This window comes from Phreatobacter stygius (assembly GCF_005144885.1).
Taxonomy (GTDB): Bacteria; Pseudomonadota; Alphaproteobacteria; order Rhizobiales; family Phreatobacteraceae; genus Phreatobacter; species Phreatobacter stygius.
Window position 1 is genome coordinate 3,672,033 of sequence record NZ_CP039690.1, and the last position, 19,949, is coordinate 3,691,981.

The 19,949-nt window shown below is 67.0% G+C and carries 15 protein-coding genes; all 15 read left to right on the forward strand.

The features are described from left to right. The first annotated feature begins 1 nt into the window (after window position 1). On the forward strand, window positions 2-1,084 hold the full coding sequence (mraY, locus tag E8M01_RS17330) for a phospho-N-acetylmuramoyl-pentapeptide-transferase (protein ID WP_136961263.1): 1,083 nt from the start codon (window positions 2-4) through the stop codon (window positions 1,082-1,084). 5 nt (window positions 1,085-1,089) lie between these two features. Next, a complete protein-coding gene (murD, locus tag E8M01_RS17335) occupies window positions 1,090-2,496 on the forward strand; it encodes a UDP-N-acetylmuramoyl-L-alanine--D-glutamate ligase (RefSeq protein ID WP_136961264.1) in 1,407 nt (468 codons plus the stop codon). Between the two features lie 125 nt (window positions 2,497-2,621). Further along, the gene (gene ftsW / locus E8M01_RS17340) at window positions 2,622-3,767 is read left to right on the forward strand and encodes a putative lipid II flippase FtsW (protein ID WP_136961265.1); all 1,146 of its coding nucleotides are present in this window, start codon (window positions 2,622-2,624) and stop codon (window positions 3,765-3,767) included. Window position 3,768: 1 nt separating this feature from the next. Beyond that, on the forward strand, window positions 3,769-4,887 hold the full coding sequence (gene murG / locus E8M01_RS17345; protein WP_136961266.1) for an undecaprenyldiphospho-muramoylpentapeptide beta-N-acetylglucosaminyltransferase: 1,119 nt from the start codon (window positions 3,769-3,771) through the stop codon (window positions 4,885-4,887). Beyond that, the gene (gene murC / locus E8M01_RS17350) at window positions 4,884-6,296 is read left to right on the forward strand and encodes a UDP-N-acetylmuramate--L-alanine ligase (RefSeq protein WP_136961267.1); all 1,413 of its coding nucleotides are present in this window, start codon (window positions 4,884-4,886) and stop codon (window positions 6,294-6,296) included. The genes murG and murC overlap by 4 nt, the downstream gene beginning before the upstream one ends. A 4-nt stretch (window positions 6,297-6,300) precedes the next feature. Beyond that, the gene (murB, locus tag E8M01_RS17355) at window positions 6,301-7,230 is read left to right on the forward strand and encodes a UDP-N-acetylmuramate dehydrogenase (protein WP_136961268.1); all 930 of its coding nucleotides are present in this window, start codon (window positions 6,301-6,303) and stop codon (window positions 7,228-7,230) included. Between the two features lie 62 nt (window positions 7,231-7,292). After that, entirely contained in the window at window positions 7,293-8,216 is a 924-nt protein-coding gene (locus E8M01_RS17360) for a D-alanine--D-alanine ligase (protein WP_136961269.1), read from the forward strand. Window positions 8,217-8,293: 77 nt separating this feature from the next. After that, entirely contained in the window at window positions 8,294-9,199 is a 906-nt protein-coding gene (locus tag E8M01_RS17365; protein WP_170181944.1) for a cell division protein FtsQ/DivIB, read from the forward strand. After that, window positions 9,196-10,521 (forward strand): cell division protein FtsA, encoded by a 1,326-nt coding sequence (gene ftsA / locus E8M01_RS17370; protein WP_136961271.1) that lies wholly within the window; start codon window positions 9,196-9,198, stop codon window positions 10,519-10,521. The genes E8M01_RS17365 and ftsA overlap by 4 nt, the downstream gene beginning before the upstream one ends. A gap of 122 nt (window positions 10,522-10,643) precedes the next feature. After that, window positions 10,644-12,344 carry a cell division protein FtsZ gene (ftsZ, locus tag E8M01_RS17375; RefSeq protein ID WP_136961272.1) on the forward strand — a complete coding sequence of 567 codons (1,701 nt, stop codon included), beginning with the start codon at window positions 10,644-10,646 and terminating at the stop codon, window positions 12,342-12,344. A 361-nt stretch (window positions 12,345-12,705) separates the two neighbouring features. After that, entirely contained in the window at window positions 12,706-13,638 is a 933-nt protein-coding gene (gene lpxC / locus E8M01_RS17380) for a UDP-3-O-acyl-N-acetylglucosamine deacetylase (protein WP_136961273.1), read from the forward strand. A 131-nt stretch (window positions 13,639-13,769) separates the two neighbouring features. Next, complete coding sequence (locus E8M01_RS17385) at window positions 13,770-14,645, forward strand: outer membrane protein assembly factor BamD (RefSeq protein ID WP_136961274.1); 876 nt, start codon at window positions 13,770-13,772, stop codon at window positions 14,643-14,645. A gap of 359 nt (window positions 14,646-15,004) precedes the next feature. Further along, window positions 15,005-16,660 (forward strand): DNA repair protein RecN, encoded by a 1,656-nt coding sequence (gene recN / locus E8M01_RS17390; protein ID WP_136961275.1) that lies wholly within the window; start codon window positions 15,005-15,007, stop codon window positions 16,658-16,660. Then, a complete protein-coding gene (locus tag E8M01_RS17395; protein ID WP_136961276.1) occupies window positions 16,660-17,355 on the forward strand; it encodes a hypothetical protein in 696 nt (231 codons plus the stop codon). The genes recN and E8M01_RS17395 overlap by 1 nt, the downstream gene beginning before the upstream one ends. Before the next feature lie 68 nt (window positions 17,356-17,423). After that, window positions 17,424-19,844 (forward strand): NAD-dependent DNA ligase LigA, encoded by a 2,421-nt coding sequence (ligA, locus tag E8M01_RS17400; RefSeq protein WP_136961277.1) that lies wholly within the window; start codon window positions 17,424-17,426, stop codon window positions 19,842-19,844. The last annotated feature ends 105 nt before the right edge of the window (window positions 19,845-19,949 follow it).

Consider the following 19,949-nt stretch of genomic DNA (forward strand, 5'->3'; position numbering starts at 1 on the left):
GATGTTCGCTTTCCTCGCCGAATTCACCAGCGTCTTCGGACCGCTCAACATCTTTCGCTACATCACCTTCCGTACCGGCGGGGCGATCGTCACCGCGCTGATCTTCGTCTTTCTGTTCGGACCGGGCCTGATCCAGCTGCTGCGCCTGAAACAGGGCAAGGGCCAGCCGATCCGCAGCGACGGCCCGGAAAGCCACATGGCCAAGAAGGGCACGCCCACCATGGGCGGGCTGATGATCCTGTCGGGCCTGGTCATATCGACCTTGCTCTGGGCCAATCTCCGCAGCCCCTATGTCTGGATCCTGCTGTTCGTCATGCTCGGCTTCGGCGCCATCGGCTTCTATGACGACTATCTTAAGGTGACCAAGCAGACCCATGCCGGCTTCTCGTCGCGCGCCCGCCTGGCGCTCGAATTTGTCATTGCCGGCCTGGCCGTCACCGCCGTGGTCTTCGTCACCCGCGAGCCGCTCAACACCTCGATCTTCTTCCCGTTCATCAAGGACCTGTCGATCAATATCGGCTTCCTGATGATCGCCTTCGGCGCCTTGGTCATCGTCGGCTCCGGCAATGCGGTGAACCTGACCGACGGCCTCGACGGGCTGGCCATCGTGCCTGTGATGATCGCCGGCGGCACGTTCGGCATCATTGCCTATCTCTCGGGCAATGCCTTTTTCGCCAATTACCTGCAGATCACCCATGTGCCGGGCACCGGCGAGATCGTGGTGGTGATCGGGGCGCTGATCGGCGCAGGCCTCGGCTTCCTCTGGTTCAACGCGCCACCGGCACAGATCTTCATGGGCGATACCGGATCGCTGGCGCTCGGCGGCCTGATCGGCACCATTGCGGTCGCCACCAAGCATGAGATCGTGCTGGCCGTGGTCGGCGGCCTGTTCGTGCTCGAAGCCGTCTCGGTCATCGTCCAGGTCGCCTCGTTCAAGCTGACCGGCAAGCGCGTCTTCCGGATGGCGCCGATCCACCACCATTTCGAGAAGAAGGGCTGGTCCGAGCCGCAGGTCGTCGTACGCTTCTGGATCATCGCCTTCGTGCTGGCGCTGGCGGGCCTGTCGACCCTGAAGCTTCGGTGAGTGGGATGATCCCGGTCAGCCTGTTCAAGGATGCCACGGTTGCCGTCTTCGGACTCGGCGGCTCGGGGCTCGCCACCTGCGCCGCGCTGAAGGCGGGCGGTGCACGGGTCATGGCCTGGGACGACAATCCGGCATCGGTCGCCAAGGCCGAGGCTGCCGGCTATGAGACCGCCGATCTCAACACGCTGGACTGGACGGGCCTTGCCGCCTTCGTGCTGACGCCCGGCGTGCCGCTGACCCATCCGGCGCCGCATTGGACGGTCGGCAAGGCGGCCCTGGCCGGCGTCGCCATCATTGGCGACATCGAATTGTTCTGCCGCGAGCGTGACGCCCATGCTCCCGCTGCCGGCTTCGTCGCCATTACCGGCACCAATGGCAAGTCGACCACCACGGCGCTGATCAGCCACATCCTGGCGAAATCCGGCCACGACGCGCAGATGGGCGGCAATATTGGCACCGCCATCCTGTCGCTGGAGCCGCCGGGCACCGGCCGGACCCATGTCATCGAATGCTCGTCGTTTCAGATCGACCTGACCCCGTCGATCGATCCGAGCGTCGGAATCTGCCTCAACGTCACCCCCGACCACCTGGACCGTCACGGCACGCTCGACGGCTATGCGGCGGTGAAGGAGCGGCTGATCGCCGGCGTGCCGGCCGATGGCACCGCGGTGATCGGCATCGACGACAAGCACTGCCAGGCCATGGCCGATCGCGCCGAGCGCGCCGGCCGGCGGGTCGTCCGCCTGTCGATCCGCAATCCGGTTTCGGACGGGCTCTGCCTCGACGGCGCCGACATCGTGCGGATCAAGGCCGGTGCGGCGGTCTTCCGTTTCTCGATCGCCGGCGTCGGGTCGCTGCGCGGTTCACACAATGCCCAGAACGCCATGGCGGCCTATGCCGCCTGCGAGGCGCTCGGCCTGTCGCCCGAGGCGATCGTCGCGGCGATGCGGAGTTTTCCCGGCCTCGCCCATCGGCTGGAACAGGTCGGCCGCATCGGCAAGGTGCTGTTCGTCAATGATTCCAAGGCGACCAATGCCGATTCGACCGAGAAGGCGCTGGCGGCCTTCTCCCGCATCTACTGGATCGCCGGCGGCAAACCGAAAGAGGGCGGCATAACCCCGCTCGCCCGCTATTTCCCGCGTATCGCCAAGACCTACCTGATCGGGGCGGCCGCCGAGGAATTTGCGGCGACGCTCGGCTCCAGCCCCCACGTCATAGCCGGCACGCTCGACCAGGCGGTCGCCATGGCCGCTGCCGATGCCGCCGCCGACGGCGCGCCGGATCCGGTCGTGCTGCTGTCGCCGGCCTGCGCCAGCTACGACCAGTTCCCCAATTTCGAAATCCGCGGCAAGGCTTTCCGCGATCTGGTCCTGGCCTTGCCCGGGCTCGAGCCGATCGGCCCGGACGCCTGAAACATTCGGCCAAGCCGGGCAGGAAGCGCTCTAGGGTTAACGAGCCGTTGAGGTGCACCCCTTAATCTCGCTGCAAAGAGCCGGCTTTGCCGGATGACGACGCATGGGTTCGATGGAGAACACGCATGATCTCCCGCGCTGAACGCACGGCCTTCGGCGAATGGTGGTGGACCGTCGACCGGCTGCTGCTGTCCGCCCTGTTCGGCCTGATGCTGACGGGCATCGTGCTGTCGCTTGCCGCGTCGCCGGCGGTGGCCCATCGCATCGGCCTCGATACGTTTCATTTCGTCAACCGGCAGGTCTTCTTCCTGATCCCGGCGACCATCGTGCTGATTGTGACCTCGTTCCTGCCGCCGCGCTGGATCCGGCGGCTCGCCTTCGTTGCTTTCATCGGCGCCTTGATCATGGTCGTCGCGACCCTGTTCATCGGCACCGAGATCAAGGGCGCGCGGCGTTGGCTGAACCTTGCAGGCATTGGCCTGCAGCCCTCGGAATTCCTCAAGCCCGCCTTTGTCGTCCTGGCCGCGTGGTTGTTCGCCGAAAGCGCCAAGCGTCCGGAAATGCCGGCCAATATCCTGGCCATCCTCTTGCTCATGGCCACCGTGACGCCGCTGGTGATGCAGCCCGACGTCGGCCAGACCACCCTGATCACCGTCGTCTGGGCCGCCCTGTTCTTCATGGCCGGCATGCGCTGGCTCTGGGTCTTCGGCCTTGCCGGTGTCGGCGCAGCCGGCCTGATCGGCGCCTATTACACCTTTGGCCACGTCCGGCGCCGCGTCGACAAGTTCCTCGAACCCGGCACCGCCGACACCTTCCAGGTCGATGTCGCCATCGATGCCTTCCAGCAAGGCGGCTGGTTCGGCAAGGGACCGGGCGAGGGCACGGTCAAGCGGATCATCCCGGACAGCCATACCGACTTCATCTTCGCGGTGGCGGCCGAAGAGTTCGGGGTGATCCTGTGCCTGGTCATCGTCGCCCTGTTCGCCTTCATCGTGCTGCGCTCGCTCAATCATGCCTACAAAGACGAGGACCCGTTCTGCCGCTTCGCGGTGGCAGGCCTTGCCATGCTGTTCGGCCTGCAGAGCTGCATCAATCTGATGGTCAACCTGCATCTGATCCCGCCCAAGGGCATGACCTTGCCTTTCGTTTCCTACGGCGGTTCGTCGCTGATCGCGCTCGCCTTCGGCATGGGCATGCTGATCGCCTTGACACGCCGCCGGCCGAGGGCCGAAACGCTGGCCGAATTGAGCCATTACCAAGCCAGGGCCTGAGATGAGCCAACCCCTCGTGCTGGTCTGCGCCGGCGGAACCGGCGGCCACCTGTTTCCCGCCGAGGCGCTCAGCGTCGCGCTTCAAGCGCGCGGCTGCCTGGTCGATCTCGTCACCGACGAACGCGCCGAGAAATATGGCAGCGCCTTCCCGGCGCGCGCCACCCATATCATCGCATCGGCGACGGTCACCTCGAAGAACCCCCTGGCCTTGGCAAAAACCGCGCTGACGCTCGGGCGCGGCTATCTGCACGCCCGCAAGGTGATCCGGGTGCTGAGGCCGAAGGCGGTGGTCGGCTTCGGCGGCTATCCGACCTTGCCGCCGATGTTCGCCGCGGCCCAGCTCGGTGTCCCCACCATCATCCATGACCAGAATGCCGTGATGGGCCGGGCGAACCGCCAGTTGAGCGGTAAGGCGACCGCCATCGCCACCAGCTTTCCTGGCGTGCTCGACAAGGACCCCGCCTTGCGTGCCAAGGCGACCTTCACCGGCAATCCGGTGCGCCCCATGGTCATAACCGCCGCCGCCTTGCCATACGATCCGCCGGTTGCCGGCGGTCCGTTCCGGCTCTGCGTCTTCGGCGGCAGCCAGGGCGCCCGGGTGATGAGCGAGATCTTGCCGCCGGCGCTGGAAAAGCTCGGTCCGGCCGAGCGTGACAGGCTGCTGGTCGTGCAACAGGCGCGCGGCGAGGACGAGGCGAACGTCAAGGCGGCCTATCAGCGCCTCGGCATCGATGCCGAGGTGGCGCCTTTCTTCGTCGACCTGCCGGGCTGGCTGGCCAGATCACATCTTGTCGTTGCCCGCTCCGGCGCCTCGACGGTCGCCGAACTGGCGGTCATCGGCCGCCCCTCGATCCTGGTGCCCTTGCCCCATGCGCTCGACCAGGACCAGTTGATGAATGCCGCGACACTGGCCTCCGCCATGGCCGCAACCGTTGTCCGGCAGGCCGATTTCACCCCCGACTGGCTCGCCGGCGAATTGACCAGGCTCATGGCCGATCCCTCGCCGCTGATCGCCGCCGCCGCGGCGGCAAAAGCGCAGGGCCATGCCGATGCGGCCGACCGTCTGGCCGACCTTGTTCTTAAAACCGCCGGAATTACCCCGGCAGGACCTGCCTCATGAAACTTCCCCGCGACATCGGACCCATCCACTTCATCGGCATTGGCGGCATCGGCATGTCCGGCATCGCCGAAGTGCTGCTCAATCTCGGCTACAAGGTCCAGGGCTCGGACGCCGCCGAGGGCTATACGATCAAGCGATTGAAGGATCGCGGCGCCGTCGTATCGATCGGCCATGCCACCGAAAATCTCGGCGAGGCCGAGGTCGTGGTGGTCTCGACCGCCATCAGGAAGGACAATCCCGAGCTGGTAGCCGCCCGCGAAAGGCGCATTCCGGTGGTCCGCCGGGCCGAGATGCTGGCCGAGCTGATGCGGCTCAAGTCCTGCGTCGCCATCGCCGGCACCCATGGCAAGACCACCACCACCTCGATGGTCTCGACCTTGCTCGATGCCGGCGGCTTCGATCCGACCATCGTCAATGGCGGCATCATCAACGCGCTCGGCACCAATGCCCGCCTCGGTGCCGGCAATTGGATGGTGGTCGAGGCCGACGAATCCGACGGTTCGTTCCTGAAACTGCCGGCCGATGTCGCCATCGTCACCAATATCGACCCGGAACACCTCGACCACTACGGCGATTTCGACGCCGTGAAGGCGGCCTTCCGCGCCTTCGTCGAGAACATCCCGTTCTACGGCTTCGCGGTCATGTGCATCGACCATCCGGTGGTCCAGGACATGGTCGGCTCGATCGCCGACCGGCGCGTCATCACCTATGGCGAGAACCCGCAGGCCGACGTGCGCATCATCGACATCGACCTGACCGGCGGCCGCTGCCGCTTCAAGGTGCAGTTCCGTGATCGCGCCGGCGCGGTCGTCGACGAGATCGACGATCTCGTGCTGCCCATGCCGGGCAAGCACAATGCGCTGAACGCCACGTCGGCGATCGCGGTGGCCCGGGAGCTCGGCATGGCCGGGCCGCAGATCCGCAAGGCGCTGGCCGGCTTCGGCGGCGTCAAGCGACGCTTCACGCGCACCGGCGAATGGAACGGCGCGACCATCTTCGACGATTACGGCCACCACCCGGTGGAGATCGCCGCAGTGCTCAAGGCGGCGCGTGCCTCCACCGACACCCACGTCATCGCGGTGGTCCAGCCGCATCGCTACACCCGGCTCGCCTCGCTGTTCAACGAGTTCTGCACCTGCTTCAACGATGCCGATACGGTCATTGTCGCCGATGTCTATGCCGCGGGTGAGCAACCGATCCCCGGCGCCTCGCGTGATGACCTCGTGTCGGGCCTGAAGACGCGCGGCCACAAATCGGTCGTCGCGCTCGACGGCGCCCATCAGCTCGCCGGCATTGTCGCCGGCCTCGCCAAGCCCGGCGACTACGTCATCTGTCTCGGCGCCGGCAACATCACCCAATGGGCCTATGCCCTGCCGGGCGAGCTCGCCAAGCTCGCCAGCTCCGGGTGACCGGATGGCTTTCGAGGACCTGACCCCGATCGTTCGCGCGCTGGTGCCCGGCCTGCAGGGCCAGGTCACCGCCAATGCCTCGATGAAGCCGTTCTCCTGGTTCCGCACCGGCGGGCCGGCGCAGCTGCTGTTCGAGCCGGCGGGCGAGCTGGATCTGGTGCAATTTCTTCGCCACATCCCGCTCGACTGGCCGGTGATGGTCGTCGGTCTCGGCTCGAACCTGCTGGTCCGCGACGGCGGCGTGCCCGGTGTCGTTATCAAACTCGGAAAATCATTCGGCGAAATCGAACTGTTGCCGGGCCACCTCATACGTGCAGGTGCGGCTGCGCCTGACGTCAAGGTTGCGCGCGCGGCGGCCGAGGCCGGCATTGCCGGCTTCGCCTTCCTGCGCGGCATCCCGGGCGCCATCGGCGGGGCGCTCCGGATGAACGGCGGCGCCTATGGCGGCGAGGTGACCGATATCCTGGTCGAGGCGCGCGCCATCCTGCGTTCCGGCACGACCCAGACCTTCGACCATGCCGCCATGGGTTTCGGCTATCGCCGCTGCGCCGCGCCCGACGACGCCATCTTCGTCTCGGCCCTGTTCCGGGGATCGGCCGGCGAGCCGCCCGTCCTGCTCGCCGCCATGGACGAGATCACCCGGCAGCGCTCGGCCACCCAGCCGGTCAATACCCGCACCGGCGGCTCGACCTTCCGCAATCCCGACGGTCATTCCGCCTGGAAGCTGGTCGACCAGGCCGGTTGCCGCGGCTTCAGGGTCGGCGGTGCCCAGGTTTCCGAACTGCACACCAATTTCCTGATCGCCGCGCCGGAGGCCACTTCCGCCGATATCGAGGCCTTGGGCGAGGCGGTCCGCCAGCGTGTCAGGGACACGAGCGGCATCGAACTGCATTGGGAAATCAAGCGGGTCGGCCTCGGCGCGCCGGCCGAGTAGCGGCATTGGACAACGACCAGGTCGCCGTCCCGACGGCCGACCGATCAGCGAGGATCAAGAGCATGACCAAACCTCACGTCGCGGTCCTGATGGGCGGCTGGTCCGCCGAGCGTGAGGTGTCGCTCAGGTCCGGCAAGGCCTGTGCCGATGCGCTCGAATCAGTTGGCTATCCGGTCACGCGAATCGATGTCGGCCGCGATATTGCGCTGCGCCTGGCCGATCTGAAGCCGGATGTGGTCCTCAACGTCACGCATGGCAGGCCCGGCGAAGACGGAACGCTCTCGGCGATCCTCGAGGTGATGCGCATCCCCTACAGCCATTCCGGCGTCATGTCGTCGGCGCTCGCCATGGACAAGGCCATGGCCAAGCGGGTCCTGTCGGCGTCCGGCATCGCCGTGCCGGGAGGCTTGCGCGTCCATCGCCTGGAAGCGGCGCGCGAGCACCTGATTGCCCGGCCTTATGTCGTGAAACCCAATGCCGAGGGCTCTTCCATCGGCGTGTTCATCGTCACCGCCGAGCACGAGCATCCGCCGCAGGAGCTGAATTCGGCCGAATGGGGGCTCGATGAAACCGTGCTGGTCGAGCCTTTCATCGCCGGCCGCGAGCTGACCTGCGCCGTCATGGGCGACCGGGCGCTGGCGGTGATCGAGATCGTACAGGACAACCGGTTCTACGACTATGAGGCGAAATATGCGCCCGGGGGGTCGAGGCACCTGATTCCTGCGCCGCTTAAACCAAATATTTACTCTGAGGTCCAAAGACTGTCCCTCGCAGCGCATCATGCGCTCGGCTGTAAAGGGGTCAGCCGTGCGGACTTCAGATACGATGACACGCCCGGTGGAACCGGGGATCTCGTCTGTCTCGAAGTCAACACGCAGCCCGGGATGACCGGGACTTCGCTCGTCCCTGACATGGCCGCTCACGAAGGCATTTCGTTCGCAGAGCTGGTCGAATGGATGGTGTTGGACGCTTCGCTAGATCGCTGATCGCACGACTCGATAGGGTCGGTGCGGACGCGCTTCTGCTTGCGCATCGCAGCCTGCTCGCCCGCCATCGCCGCAGCATGGCGGCACAGCAGGCGGCTTCGGCCGAGCCCTATGCGCGTCCGAGCGCCTGGGATTTCTGGCTGCGCCGCCTTTCGGTCCGCATCGCCAATCTGCATATCCCGCGTCATGCCGGTGCCTATGCCACCGCGCTGCTCTTGGCGGCGACCGGCCTTTACGGCGTCCAGCGCGGCGGTCACTGGCCGGCGCTCAACGGTGCCATGCTCGCCTTCGGCGACGAGATGGCCAATGCCACCGGCCTGCAGGTGCGGGCCGTGCGCCTCACCGGCAATACCAAACTGAGCCAACCGGAAATCCTCGAGGCCGCCGGCATCAGCCCGACCACCTCCGTTCTGTTCTTCGATCCGGCCGCGGCGCGCACCCGCCTGACGGCCAACCCCTGGATCGCGGAAGCCACAGTGCAGAAGCTCTATCCCGATCAGTTGCTGGTCGAAATCGTCGAACGCGAAGCCTTCGCGCTGTGGCAGCGCGACGGCAAGATCGCGGTTATCGCCGGCGACGGCACTGTGATCGTCGACCAGCTCGACAGCCGGTTCCAGCATCTGCCGCTGGTCGTCGGGCGCGGCGCCGAAAAGCGCGTGCGCGAGATCGTCGGGCTGATGAACGGCCGGCCGGCGATCGCCTCGAACGTCCGTGCCGCCGTGCTGGTCGCCGAGCGGCGCTGGACCCTGGTGTTGAAGAACGGCATCGACGTTCGCCTGCCCGACACCGATGTCGATCAGGCGCTCGCGACGCTTACGCGCCTCGACGCCGAGAAGAAACTGATGACCCGCGACGTCTCGATGATCGACCTGCGCGTTCCCGGCCGTGTCACGGTGCGCCTGTCGGAGGAGGCTTTCCGCGCCCATGAGGCGGCCCTGAAGGAGCGCCAGCGCGCCCGCCGCCGGACGGGGACAGCCACATGACCTCCCCGTTCAAATATGGCCTGACCCCGAAGATGCGGCCGATCTCGCCGCGTCGTTCGGCTATTCTCTGCGTGCTCGATATCGGCACCTCGAAGATCGTCTGCATGATCGCCCGGCTCCGGCCGCGCGAGGGTTCGGACATCCTGCCGAACCGCACCCACAAGGCCGAGGTGCTCGGCATCGGGCATACCCGTGCCCGCGGCATGAAATCCGGCAGCGTCGCCGACATGGCCAAGGCCGAAGCCTCGATCCGCCAGGCGGTCGATGCCGCTGAACGAATGGCCGAGGTCCAGGTCGACCGTGTCATCGTCACCGTCTCGGCCGGTCGCATCGGCTCCGAGCAATATGAGGCGCGGGTCACCTGCGCGGCGCCGCGCGTGCAGGACCACGACCTGCACCGGGTGCTGGAGGCCGCCTCCGACCATTCGGTTCGCCAGGGCCGCGCCGTGCTGCATTCCATGCCGATCGGCTTCCGGCTCGACGATACCCGCGGCATCAAGGATCCGCGCGGCATGCTCGGCTCGGGCCTCGGCGTCGACATGCATGTCGCGACCTGCGACGTCGCTTCGGCGCGCAACCTGATGCTTTGCGTCGAGCGCTGCCACCTGACCGTCGAGGCCATGGTCGCGGCCCCCTTCGCGTCCGGCCTGTCGGTGCTGACCGATGACGAGGCCGAGCTCGGCACGGTGTGCATCGACATGGGCGCGGGCACGACGACGCTGGCGGTCTTCGCCGGCAGCCATTTCGTCCATGCCGACGCGGTCGCCATCGGCTCGCATCACGTCACCATGGACATCGCCCGCGGGCTGTCGGCCCGGCTCAGCGACGCCGAGCGGATCAAGGTGCTGAACGGTGCCTGCTTCGCCGCCAAGTCGGACGAGCGCGACATCATCAACGTGCCCTTGATTTCCGAGGACGAGCGCGACCTGCCGAATCAGGTCACCCGTGCCCAGGTCATTCGCATCATCCGTCCGCGCGTCGACGAGATTCTGGAGATGGTGCGCGACCGGCTGACCGCCTCGGGCGCCGCGGCGGAGGCCGGCCGGCGCATCGTGCTCACCGGCGGCGGCTCGCAATTGCCGGGTCTGGCCGATCTCGCCGCCCAGGTTCTCGGCCGTCAGGTGCGGGTTGCCCGCCCGGTCGGCATTACCGGACTTCCCGACAGCGCCAAGGGCCCGCCCTTTGCCGCCGCGGTCGGCCTTACCGTCTATCCGCAGATCGCGGGAATCGAGCATTTCGAACCGCAGCGGCGCTTCTTCGCCGCGACCGGTACGGACGGCTACTTCTCGCGCGTCGGTAAGTGGATACGGGACAGTTTTTGAACGATCCGGCCGGCGGAGATGCTGGCTGGAAAAAAAGATCGCTGACCGGGTGCCACCGGCCGCGAAACCTGAGTTAGAAACGCGACGTGGCTGTCGCGTGAGTGATTCGAACGAGGCTCATGATGACGATCAACCTGAAGATGCCCGATATCCGGGAACTCAAGCCCCGGATCACCGTGTTCGGGGTGGGCGGCGCCGGCGGCAACGCCGTCAACAACATGATCGAGGGCGGTCTGCTCGGTTGTGACTTCGTCGTCGCCAATACCGATGCCCAGGCGCTGCTGTCGGCCAAGGCCGATCGCATCATCCAGATGGGCATCGCGGTCACCTCGGGCCTCGGCGCCGGGTCGCACCCGGAAGTTGGTGCGGCCGCGGCCGAAGAGGTGCTGGACGAGATCCGTGACCAGCTCGCCGGCTCCCACATGGCCTTCATCACCGCCGGCATGGGCGGCGGCACCGGCACGGGTGCGGCACCGGTCATCGCGCGGGTCGCCCGCGAGCTTGGCATACTGACTGTCGGCGTGGTCACCAAGCCCTTCCACTTCGAGGGCGTGCGCCGCATGAAGACGGCCGAATCCGGCATCATCGAGCTGCAGAAGTCGGTCGACACCCTGATCGTCATCCCGAACCAGAACCTGTTCCGGGTGGCCAACGAGAAGACCACCTTCACCGACGCCTTCGCCATGGCCGATCAGGTGCTCTATTCGGGCGTCGCCTGCATCACCGACCTGATGGTCAAGGAAGGCCTGATCAATCTCGACTTCGCCGACGTGCGCGCCGTCATGCGCGACATGGGCAAGGCGATGATGGGCACCGGCGAGGCGACCGGCGAACGGCGCGCCATCACGGCGGCCGAGGGTGCCATCGCCAATCCGCTGCTCGACGACGTGTCGATGCGCGGCGCGCGCGGCCTGCTGATCTCGATCACCGGCGGCAACGACCTGACCCTGTTCGAGGTCGACGAAGCGGCGACCCGCATCCGCGAGGAAGTCGATCCGGAGGCCAATATCATCCTGGGCGCCACTTTCGACGCGGCGCTGGACGGGACGATCCGGGTCTCGGTGGTGGCCACCGGCATCGATCATATCCCCAACCAGAACGTCGGCGGCTCGACCATTGCCGAGCTGACCGCCAAGCTGAAGCAGAACACCCAGAAGCTCGCCTCGATGGCGCCGGCGCAAGCCCCGGTCATCGAGACCCGCTCGATGCAGGAGCCCCAGCCGGTCGAGACGCAGCTGCGTCACGCGCCGGTCATGGAGGCGCCGGTCGCCCCGCCGCAGCCGGTGATCACCGCAAGCGAGGTGACGTTGCAGCCGGTGCCGGCCAAGCCTTCGCTGTTCCGCGAAGCGCCGGTCGAACTCGACGCGCCGCGCCTGCCGCCGCGCGACGAGCCGATGCCGGCCCGCGATTTCATCCCGCCGGCGGCCGAGAAGCCGATGCGCGCCGTGCGCATGCCGAGCGTCGATGAACTGCCGCGGCCGGGCCAGCAGCAGGTCCGCGCCGCTCAGGCCGCCGCGGCGGCACCTCCGGCCGACAATCCGGTGGAGCGCAAGCGCACGTCGCTGATGGACAAGCTCGCCGCGATCGGCTTCACCCGCCGCGCCGACGAGCATGAGGCCCCGGCGGCGCCCCAGCCGCGCATGGCCCCGCCGCTGGCGCCGGCGCGTCCGGCTCCGCAGGCCCAGCGCCCGGCCGCGCCCGCACCGCAGATCCGCCGCGAGCCGGCGGGTCTCGATATCCACGGCCGCCCGGCCGCGCCGCAGGCGCGTGCCGAGGAGGACCACCTGGATATTCCGGCCTTCCTGCGGCGTCAGGCGAACTGAGCGCTATCCACAACCCGAATTGTTACGAAATCTTGCAGACGATCAACTTACCCGGGCCCCAGTGCCCGGGTAAGCTTTTGTTAAGTCACGCTTTTTATAGTGTTAACGGACTCGCGAGAATGCGACCGAAATTTGGTAACAGTCGGACACAAACCGTGACTTGGCACCCCTGGGGGCGCTGTTTATGGTCCGGCCCGTTCGAGCCTGTGATGAATCACCGTAGCGATTCTGATTCGCCGCGAAACCTCCGAAGCCCGCCAATGGGGATTTGGACACCAGGTTCGAGGGGTCATGAAGGGGGCCACCCCGTTTGCAAGTGGATCAATTGGTCCGCCTGTGCGGGTGGCTAGAGACGGTCGAAATGAAGACTGCACGGCAGACAACGCTTCGCGAGCAAGTCCAACTTGATGGAATCGGTGTCCATTCCGGTGCTGCGGTTTCGGTAACCCTGCATCCGGCCGAGGCTGGTACCGGCATCGCCTTCCTTCGTTCCGACCAGGATCATCTCGAACTTCCAGCCGTTTTCCGCAACGTCTCCTCCGCTGACCTGTCGACGGTCATTGGCCATCCCGAGCGTGGTGGCGTGGCCACCGTCGAGCACCTGATGGCGGCGTTCGCCGGCCTCGGTGTCGACAATTGTGTCGTCGAGGTCGACGGTCCGGAAATGCCGATCCTGGACGGCTCGGCCGGTCCCTTCGTCGCGGCGATCGACCAGGTTGGCCTGGCGACATTGCCGGCTTCGCGCCGCGCCATCAAGATCCTCAAGACCGTGGTGGTCGAGACCGACCGCGGCGTGGTCGAGCTGCACCCGCATGACCGCGGCATGCGGATGGAAGTCGAGATCGACTTCGCCAATCCGCTGGTCGGCCGCCAGGTCTATGGCGTCGATATCGATCCGACCGTGTTCCGGCGCGACATCGCCCGGGCGCGCACCTTCGGCTTCATGCAGGATGTCTCCAAGCTGTGGGCCGCGAATCGGGCGCTCGGTGCTTCGCTGGAGAACACCATCGTGGTCGGCGACGACCGCATCCTCAATCCGGAAGGCTTGCGCTTCCGCGACGAATTCGTCCGCCACAAGCTGCTCGACGCGATCGGCGACCTGTCGCTCGCCGGTGCCCCGATCATCGGTCGCTTCCGCTCCTATCGTGGCGGTCACCGCATGAACGTCGCACTGTTGCAGACATTGTTCGCCGATCCGAGCGCTTATGAGATGGTCGAATCGGTGGTTCGGCGCGAGCGCGGCCATGCCGATCTCGGTGTCGCGATGCCGGCCTATGGGCCCGACGCCAACTGAGCGTCGGCGCGCCGCAATCTGGCCTCAACCCCATGATCAGAAGCTTGCGGCGGGGCAGTGGCCCCGCTGTTTAATTTGAGGTATGAGCCTTGCCGGGCTGTGGGGGCCGCAGGGAAGACCGGGGAAGGTTCGTGAGCTTGGTAAAGCGTCCGTTTGATCGACTGCCGCGCCGCACTTTCGTGCTGGCGACGGTACTGGCTGCGACCTTCCCGCTCGGCGCTTGCGCCAATGCGCCGTCGTTCGGAAATCTGTTCGCCGGTCCGGATCCGACCAATCTGCCGGACGAGCCGGCCGAGAAGCTCTACAATGAGGGCCTGGCGCTGCAGAACCGGCGCGACTGGCGCCGCGCCGCGCTGAAATTCATGGAGATCGACCGCACCCATCCCTATACGGAATGGGCCAAGCGGGCCCTGGTCATGGCGGCCTATTCTTATTACGAGGCCCAGGACTACGAAGAGACGATCAACCAGGCGCGCCGCTATATCCAGCTGCATCCGGGCTCGTCGGACGCGGCTTATGCCCAATATCTGATGGGCGCGGCGCAATATGACCAGATCCCGGACGTCAACCGCGACCAGGGCCGTACCGAGCGCGCGTTGGTCGTGCTGGAAGAGGTCACCCGCAAGTGGCCGCAGTCGGAATATGCCACCGCCGCCCGCCGCAAGATCGAGGTCGCCCGCGACCAGCTCGCCGGCCGCGAAATGATGGTCGGCCGCTACTATCTGGAGCGCCGTCAGTTCGCCGGCGCGATCAACCGCTACCGCACCGTGGTCTCGCAGTTCCAGACCACCCGCCACGTCGAGGAGGCGCTGGCCCGCCTCACCGAGTGCTACATGTCGCTCGGCATCGTCAATGAAGCACAGACGGCGGCCGCGGTTCTCGGGCACAATTTCCCCGACAGCCAGTGGTACAAGGACAGTTACGCGCTGATCGCGACCCAGGGACTGGCGCCGCGCGAGGACACCGGCTCGTGGATCAGCCGCGCCTTCCGTCGTGTCACCGGCTGACGCCCTTCCGTTCGCGCTCCGTTCGCGCTAAGCCGTAGCCTAGGGTCCGGACTCAATAAGGATGGGCTCACGATGAGGCCAAAATGGCCGAGGGCCAGGAGAAGCGCACAGCCCGATGTTTCCATCGGGCAAGGGCTTCGCACAGCCATCGGCCATTTTCGCCTCACCGCGAAGCGGCGCGGTCCTTTTGGCCGGCTGGTACGTCGTCTCGCCCCGGCAAACCAATTGGTTTGCCTTGAGCAAGCCGAGAGGCTTGCGTCGGCAAGCCTCCTGCCATCCGGCCAAAAATCCTCGCGTCGTGAGCTCCATCCTTATTGAGTTCGGACCCTAAGGTTTCGGCAGGGAAACGCGGACCGCTCATGCTTGCCCAGCTTTCGATCCGCGACATCGTCCTGATCGACAGGCTCGATCTGACCTTTGCCGAAGGCTTGTCGGTTCTGACCGGCGAGACCGGCGCCGGCAAATCGATCCTGCTCGATGCGACATCGCTGGCGCTTGGCGCGCGCGGCGACGCGGCGCTGGTCCGCAACGGCCAGACCCAGGGCCAGGTGACCGCGGTGTTCGACGTGCCGGCGGCCCATCCGGCGCGCCGGATCGCGGCCGACGCCGATATCGACACCGATGGTGATCTGATTCTGCGCCGCGTGCAGCTTGCCGACGGACGCACCCGCGCCTTCGTCAACGATCAGGCGGTCAGCGTCCAGGTGCTGCGCGCCATTGGCGCGTCGCTGGTCGAGATCCACGGCCAGCACGCCGACCGGGCGCTGGTCGAGCCGGAAGCCCATCGTGCGCTGGTCGACGCCTATGGCAGCCTGCTGCCCGATGCCGAAGGCGTGCGCACCGCCTGGAAGGGCTGGCGCGAGGCCCGCCGGACCGTCGAGGCGGCCCAGGCGCGCCTTGCCAAGGCCCGGGCCGACGGCGACTTCCTGCGCCATGCGGTCGACGAACTGACCAAGCTCAAGCCGGAGACCGGCGAGGAGACCCAGCTTGCCGAACGCCGGCAGGCGATGATGCAGTGGGAAAAGATTGCGTCCGACCTGGCCGACGCCGCCGATGTGCTGGCTGGCCCGGGTTCGGCGGTTCCCTCGCTTGCCGCGGCCTGGCGCCGGCTCGAGCGGCGGGCCCAGCAGGCTCCCGCCATGATCGAGCCGATCGTCAGGGCCTTCGGTGAGGCGCTGGACCGGATCGAGGATGCTCGCTCGGCGGTCGAGGCGGCCCAGCGAGAGGCCGACTTCGACCCGCGTGAACTGGAGCGCATCGAGGAGCGGTTGTTCGCGTTGCGCGCCGTCTCGCGCAAATATGCCGTGCCGGTCGATGGCCTTGCCGCGCTTGCCGAGCGCTATCAGGCCGATGTCGCGGCGCTGGATGCCGGCGAAGGCCATCTGGTGGCGCTGGAGAAGGCCGCGCGCGAAGGCGAAGCCGCCTACCGCAAGGCCGCCGAGGCGCTGTCGGCCAAGCGCAAGGCGACCGCGATCAGGCTGGACAATGCCGTCAATGGCGAACTCGGTCCGCTGAAGCTCGATCGCGCCCGCTTCATCACCGAGATGAACCATGACGGCGAAGGTCCCGAGGGGATCGACCGGGCTGAATTCTGGGTTCAGACCAATCCGGGCACCCGTCCCGGGCCGATGATGAAGGTGGCTTCGGGCGGCGAACTGTCGCGTTTCATGCTGGCGCTGAAAGTCGTGCTGGCCGACCAGGGGTCGGCGCCAACGCTGGTCTTCGACGAAATCGATACCGGTGTCGGCGGCGCGGTGGCGGACGCCATCGGCCAGCGCCTGTCGCGGCTCGCCTTGCGCGTCCAGGTGCTTTCGGTCACCCACGCGCCGCAGGTTGCCGCCAAGGCGACACGGCATTACCTGATCGCCAAGGAGGCGGCCGGCGAACGGGTCGCGACCCGCGTCAAGCCGCTCGGCTTCGAACTCCGGCGCGAGGAGCTCGCGCGCATGCTGGCTGGCGAAACCATTACCGACGAGGCACGGGCGGCGGCCGAGCGGCTGCTGACGGTCGGCTGATGGGGTGCCGCGCGCGCGGCCGGCTGTTGGGCGCGGCATTGGCCGTGCTGGGTGCGACGCAGGGCCCGGCCTGGGCTCAGGGGGCCGATCCGCTCGGCCAATGCGCCACCAGTGCCGGCGTTGCAGTGCGCGCGGCCGGTTCGACCTTGTGCTTTTCCGGCGAGATCACCCGTGCCAGTGCCGAGCGCGCCATGGCGCTGCTTGCGGCCGACCGGTCGATCGCGACCATGGTGATCACCTCCAATGGTGGCGAGGTGACCGTCTCGCTGCGTTTGGCGCGGGCCATCCGCGCGCGCGGCCTGACGCTGGTCGTGCAGCGCCAATGCGTCTCCTCCTGCGCCAATTTCCTGTTCACCGCGGCGCGCCGCAAAGTGGTCGCCCCGCGCTCCCTCGTGGTCTTCCACGGCGGCATCGCGCCGGCGGCCTTTGGCGGTCTGTTCGGCGGTGGCGGCGAGGAGCGCGAACTGCTGGCCCAGACCGAAGGGTTCTTTCGCGAGATCGGCGTCAATGGCGCGATCACCTATGACCAACCGCCGCTCAGGGGGTCTCGCGACGGTGCCGACGAATGGGCGGCGAGCCCGGCGGCGCTCGCCCGCCATGGCGTTCGCGGCATCGTCTCGATGTGGTGGCCGGACCGCGCCAGCGTGATTGCCGAGGGCAGGGCGCAAGGCATGAATCTTGGTATCCTGGATTGAGCTGACGCCGCTCGCCCGCCGCCCGCCGGCCCCTTATGATCGGCCGGTCCCGAATCCTGGTTTCGATCATGTCCGCGAAAAATATGAAGCCCATCGACGCCTTCGAGCCCGCCGAGGCCGCCGCCGAACATGCCGCGCTCGGCGAACGGATCGCCGAGGCCGACCGGCTCTATTTCCAGGATGATGCGCCGGATCTCAGCGACGCCGATTACGACGCGCTGCGCCGCCGCTACGAGGCCCTGGAAAACCGGTTTCCCGAGCTGAAGACCGATGACAGCCTGACCCGCAAGGTCGGTACGGCGCCGTCGTCGAAATTCGCCAAGGTGCGCCATGCCGTACCCATGTTGTCGCTGTCGAACGCTTTCGCCGATGACGAGGTGTTCGATTTCGTCGGACGGGTCAGGCGCTTCCTCGGCCTTGCCGCGGACGCGCCGGTGGCCATGACCGCCGAACCGAAGATCGACGGCCTGTCCTGCTCGCTGCGCTATGAGAACGGCCTTTTGAGTGTCGCCGCGACCCGTGGCGACGGCGCCGTCGGCGAGGATGTCACCGCCAATGTCCGCACCATAGAGGGCCTGCCCCAGGCGCTGACAGGCGCACCCGAGGTGCTGGAGGTGCGCGGCGAGGTCTATCTCAGCCACGAGGACTTCCGCGCCATCAACGCCCGCCAGGAAGAGCGCGGGCTGGCGCCCTTCGCCAATCCGCGCAATGCGGCGGCGGGATCGCTGCGCCAGCTCGACGCCAAGATCACCGCCTCGCGGCCGCTGCGCTTCTTTGCCTATACCTGGGGCGAGATCACCCCGCCTTTGCCGCGCGACAGCCAGTCCGGCATGGTCGACTGGTTCAAGGACCTCGGTTTTCCGGTCAATCCGCTGACCGTGGTCTGCCGGAGCGCCGAGGATCTCCTGGCTCATTACCGGATGATCGAGGCGAAGCGCGCGAGCCTCGGTTATGACATTGACGGTGTCGTCTACAAGGTCGACAGCCTCGCCTTGCAGGAGCGCCTCGGTTTCGTGTCGCGCTCGCCGCGCTGGGCGATCGCGCATAAATTCGCCGCCGAGAAGGCGACGACGGTCCTGGAAGGCATCGACATTCAGGTCGGCCGCACCGGGGCTCTGACGCCGGTCGCCAAGCTGCGGCCGGTGACGGTTGGTGGCGTGGTGGTGTCCAACGCGACGCTGCACAACGAGGACTACATCAAGGCGATCGGCAGCGACGGCAGCCCGATCCGCGACGGCGTCGACATCCGGATTGGCGACACGGTGACCATCCAGCGCGCCGGCGATGTCATTCCGCAGATCATCGACGTCGTGCTGGAGCAGCGGCCCAAGACGGCGGTGCCCTATTCGTTTCCGCAGATTTGCCCCGCCTGCGGCAGCCACGCGGCGCGCGACGAGGGTGAATCGGTCCGCCGCTGCACCGGCGGCCTGATCTGCCCGGCCCAGAGCGTCGAGCGGCTCAGGCACTTCGTGTCGCGCCTGGCCTTCGACATCGAAGGCTTTGGCGACATCTATATTCAGACGCTGTTCCAGGCCGGTCTGATCAAGGCGCCGGCGGACCTGTTCACGCTCAAGTTCGACGAGGTGAAGGAGGCTATCGAGCGGCGCCGGATCCAGGTGAGCAATGAGCGTTATGCCGCGCTCGGCAAGGAACCGCCCAGGCGCCAGGCCGCCAAGAAGGCCGATCAGGACGAGGACAAGGCGATCAAGAACCTGCTCGGCGCCATCGAGGCGCGGCGGTCGATCACGCTCAGCCGGTTCATTTTCGGTCTTGGCATCCGTCATATCGGCGAAACCACGGCCAAGGCCCTGGCCCGGCGTTTCCCTGACATCAAGACCCTGCTGCCGGCGATCGATGCGGCCGCCAAGGGGCGGCCCGGCGAAGCCTGGTTCCAGCTGTCGGGCTTTCCCGGCATCGGTCCGGTGACGCTGGAGCGCGTCGTCGAGGCCGCGGCGCACGAGGCCGCGGACCGCTCCGAGCTGGACCGGGCGACGATATTGGGGCGCCTGGGCAAGGCCCAGCGGGCGGCCCTGATCGAGCGCTATGGCGACGAGGACGCCGTGATGGCGGCGCTGAAGGCTGCGGCTGCGCAACGGCCGACCGAGGCCTATGGGCTGCTGGCCGCCGACGGCGAGATGGGCACGGTGGCGACCAATTCGCTCATCGAGTTCTTCGAAGAAGACCACAATGCCAAGGCGGTCGCCGCCTTGCTGGAGCAGGTGACGATCGAGGCGGCCGAGGCCGTGTCGAAGGAAACGCCGGTCGCCGGAAAGACGGTGGTCTTCACCGGATCGCTGGAGCTGATGACACGCGACGAGGCCAAGGCCAGGGCCGAGCGGCTGGGTGCCAAGGTCTCGGGCTCGGTCTCGTCGAAGACCGATTTTGTCATTGCCGGCCCGGGCGCCGGTTCGAAGCTCAAGGATGCCGAAAAGCTCGGCGTGAAGGTGCTCTCCGAAGACGAGTGGTTGCAGCTCATTCAAGGCGCCTGACGCGACCCGCCGTCTTCGGCCCGGCCGCCGTCAGCGCTTGGGTTGCGCCTTTTCGCGCAGGTACCCGCGGTCGCGATGGTTAAGCCTTGGTGAGCCGAGCCATGC

Coding starts and splice junctions, on each gene's coding strand:
- mraY (WP_136961263.1), top strand. CDS start 2: ATGTTCGCTTTCCTCGCCGAATTCACCAGCGTCTTCGGACCGCTCAAC.
- murD (WP_136961264.1), top strand. CDS start 1,090: ATGATCCCGGTCAGCCTGTTCAAGGATGCCACGGTTGCCGTCTTCGGA.
- ftsW (WP_136961265.1), top strand. CDS start 2,622: ATGATCTCCCGCGCTGAACGCACGGCCTTCGGCGAATGGTGGTGGACC.
- murG (WP_136961266.1), top strand. CDS start 3,769: ATGAGCCAACCCCTCGTGCTGGTCTGCGCCGGCGGAACCGGCGGCCAC.
- murC (WP_136961267.1), top strand. CDS start 4,884: ATGAAACTTCCCCGCGACATCGGACCCATCCACTTCATCGGCATTGGC.
- murB (WP_136961268.1), top strand. CDS start 6,301: ATGGCTTTCGAGGACCTGACCCCGATCGTTCGCGCGCTGGTGCCCGGC.
- E8M01_RS17360 (WP_136961269.1), top strand. CDS start 7,293: ATGACCAAACCTCACGTCGCGGTCCTGATGGGCGGCTGGTCCGCCGAG.
- E8M01_RS17365 (WP_170181944.1), top strand. CDS start 8,294: ATGGCGGCACAGCAGGCGGCTTCGGCCGAGCCCTATGCGCGTCCGAGC.
- ftsA (WP_136961271.1), top strand. CDS start 9,196: ATGACCTCCCCGTTCAAATATGGCCTGACCCCGAAGATGCGGCCGATC.
- ftsZ (WP_136961272.1), top strand. CDS start 10,644: ATGACGATCAACCTGAAGATGCCCGATATCCGGGAACTCAAGCCCCGG.
- lpxC (WP_136961273.1), top strand. CDS start 12,706: ATGAAGACTGCACGGCAGACAACGCTTCGCGAGCAAGTCCAACTTGAT.
- recN (WP_136961275.1), top strand. CDS start 15,005: ATGCTTGCCCAGCTTTCGATCCGCGACATCGTCCTGATCGACAGGCTC.
- E8M01_RS17395 (WP_136961276.1), top strand. CDS start 16,660: ATGGGGTGCCGCGCGCGCGGCCGGCTGTTGGGCGCGGCATTGGCCGTG.
- ligA (WP_136961277.1), top strand. CDS start 17,424: ATGTCCGCGAAAAATATGAAGCCCATCGACGCCTTCGAGCCCGCCGAG.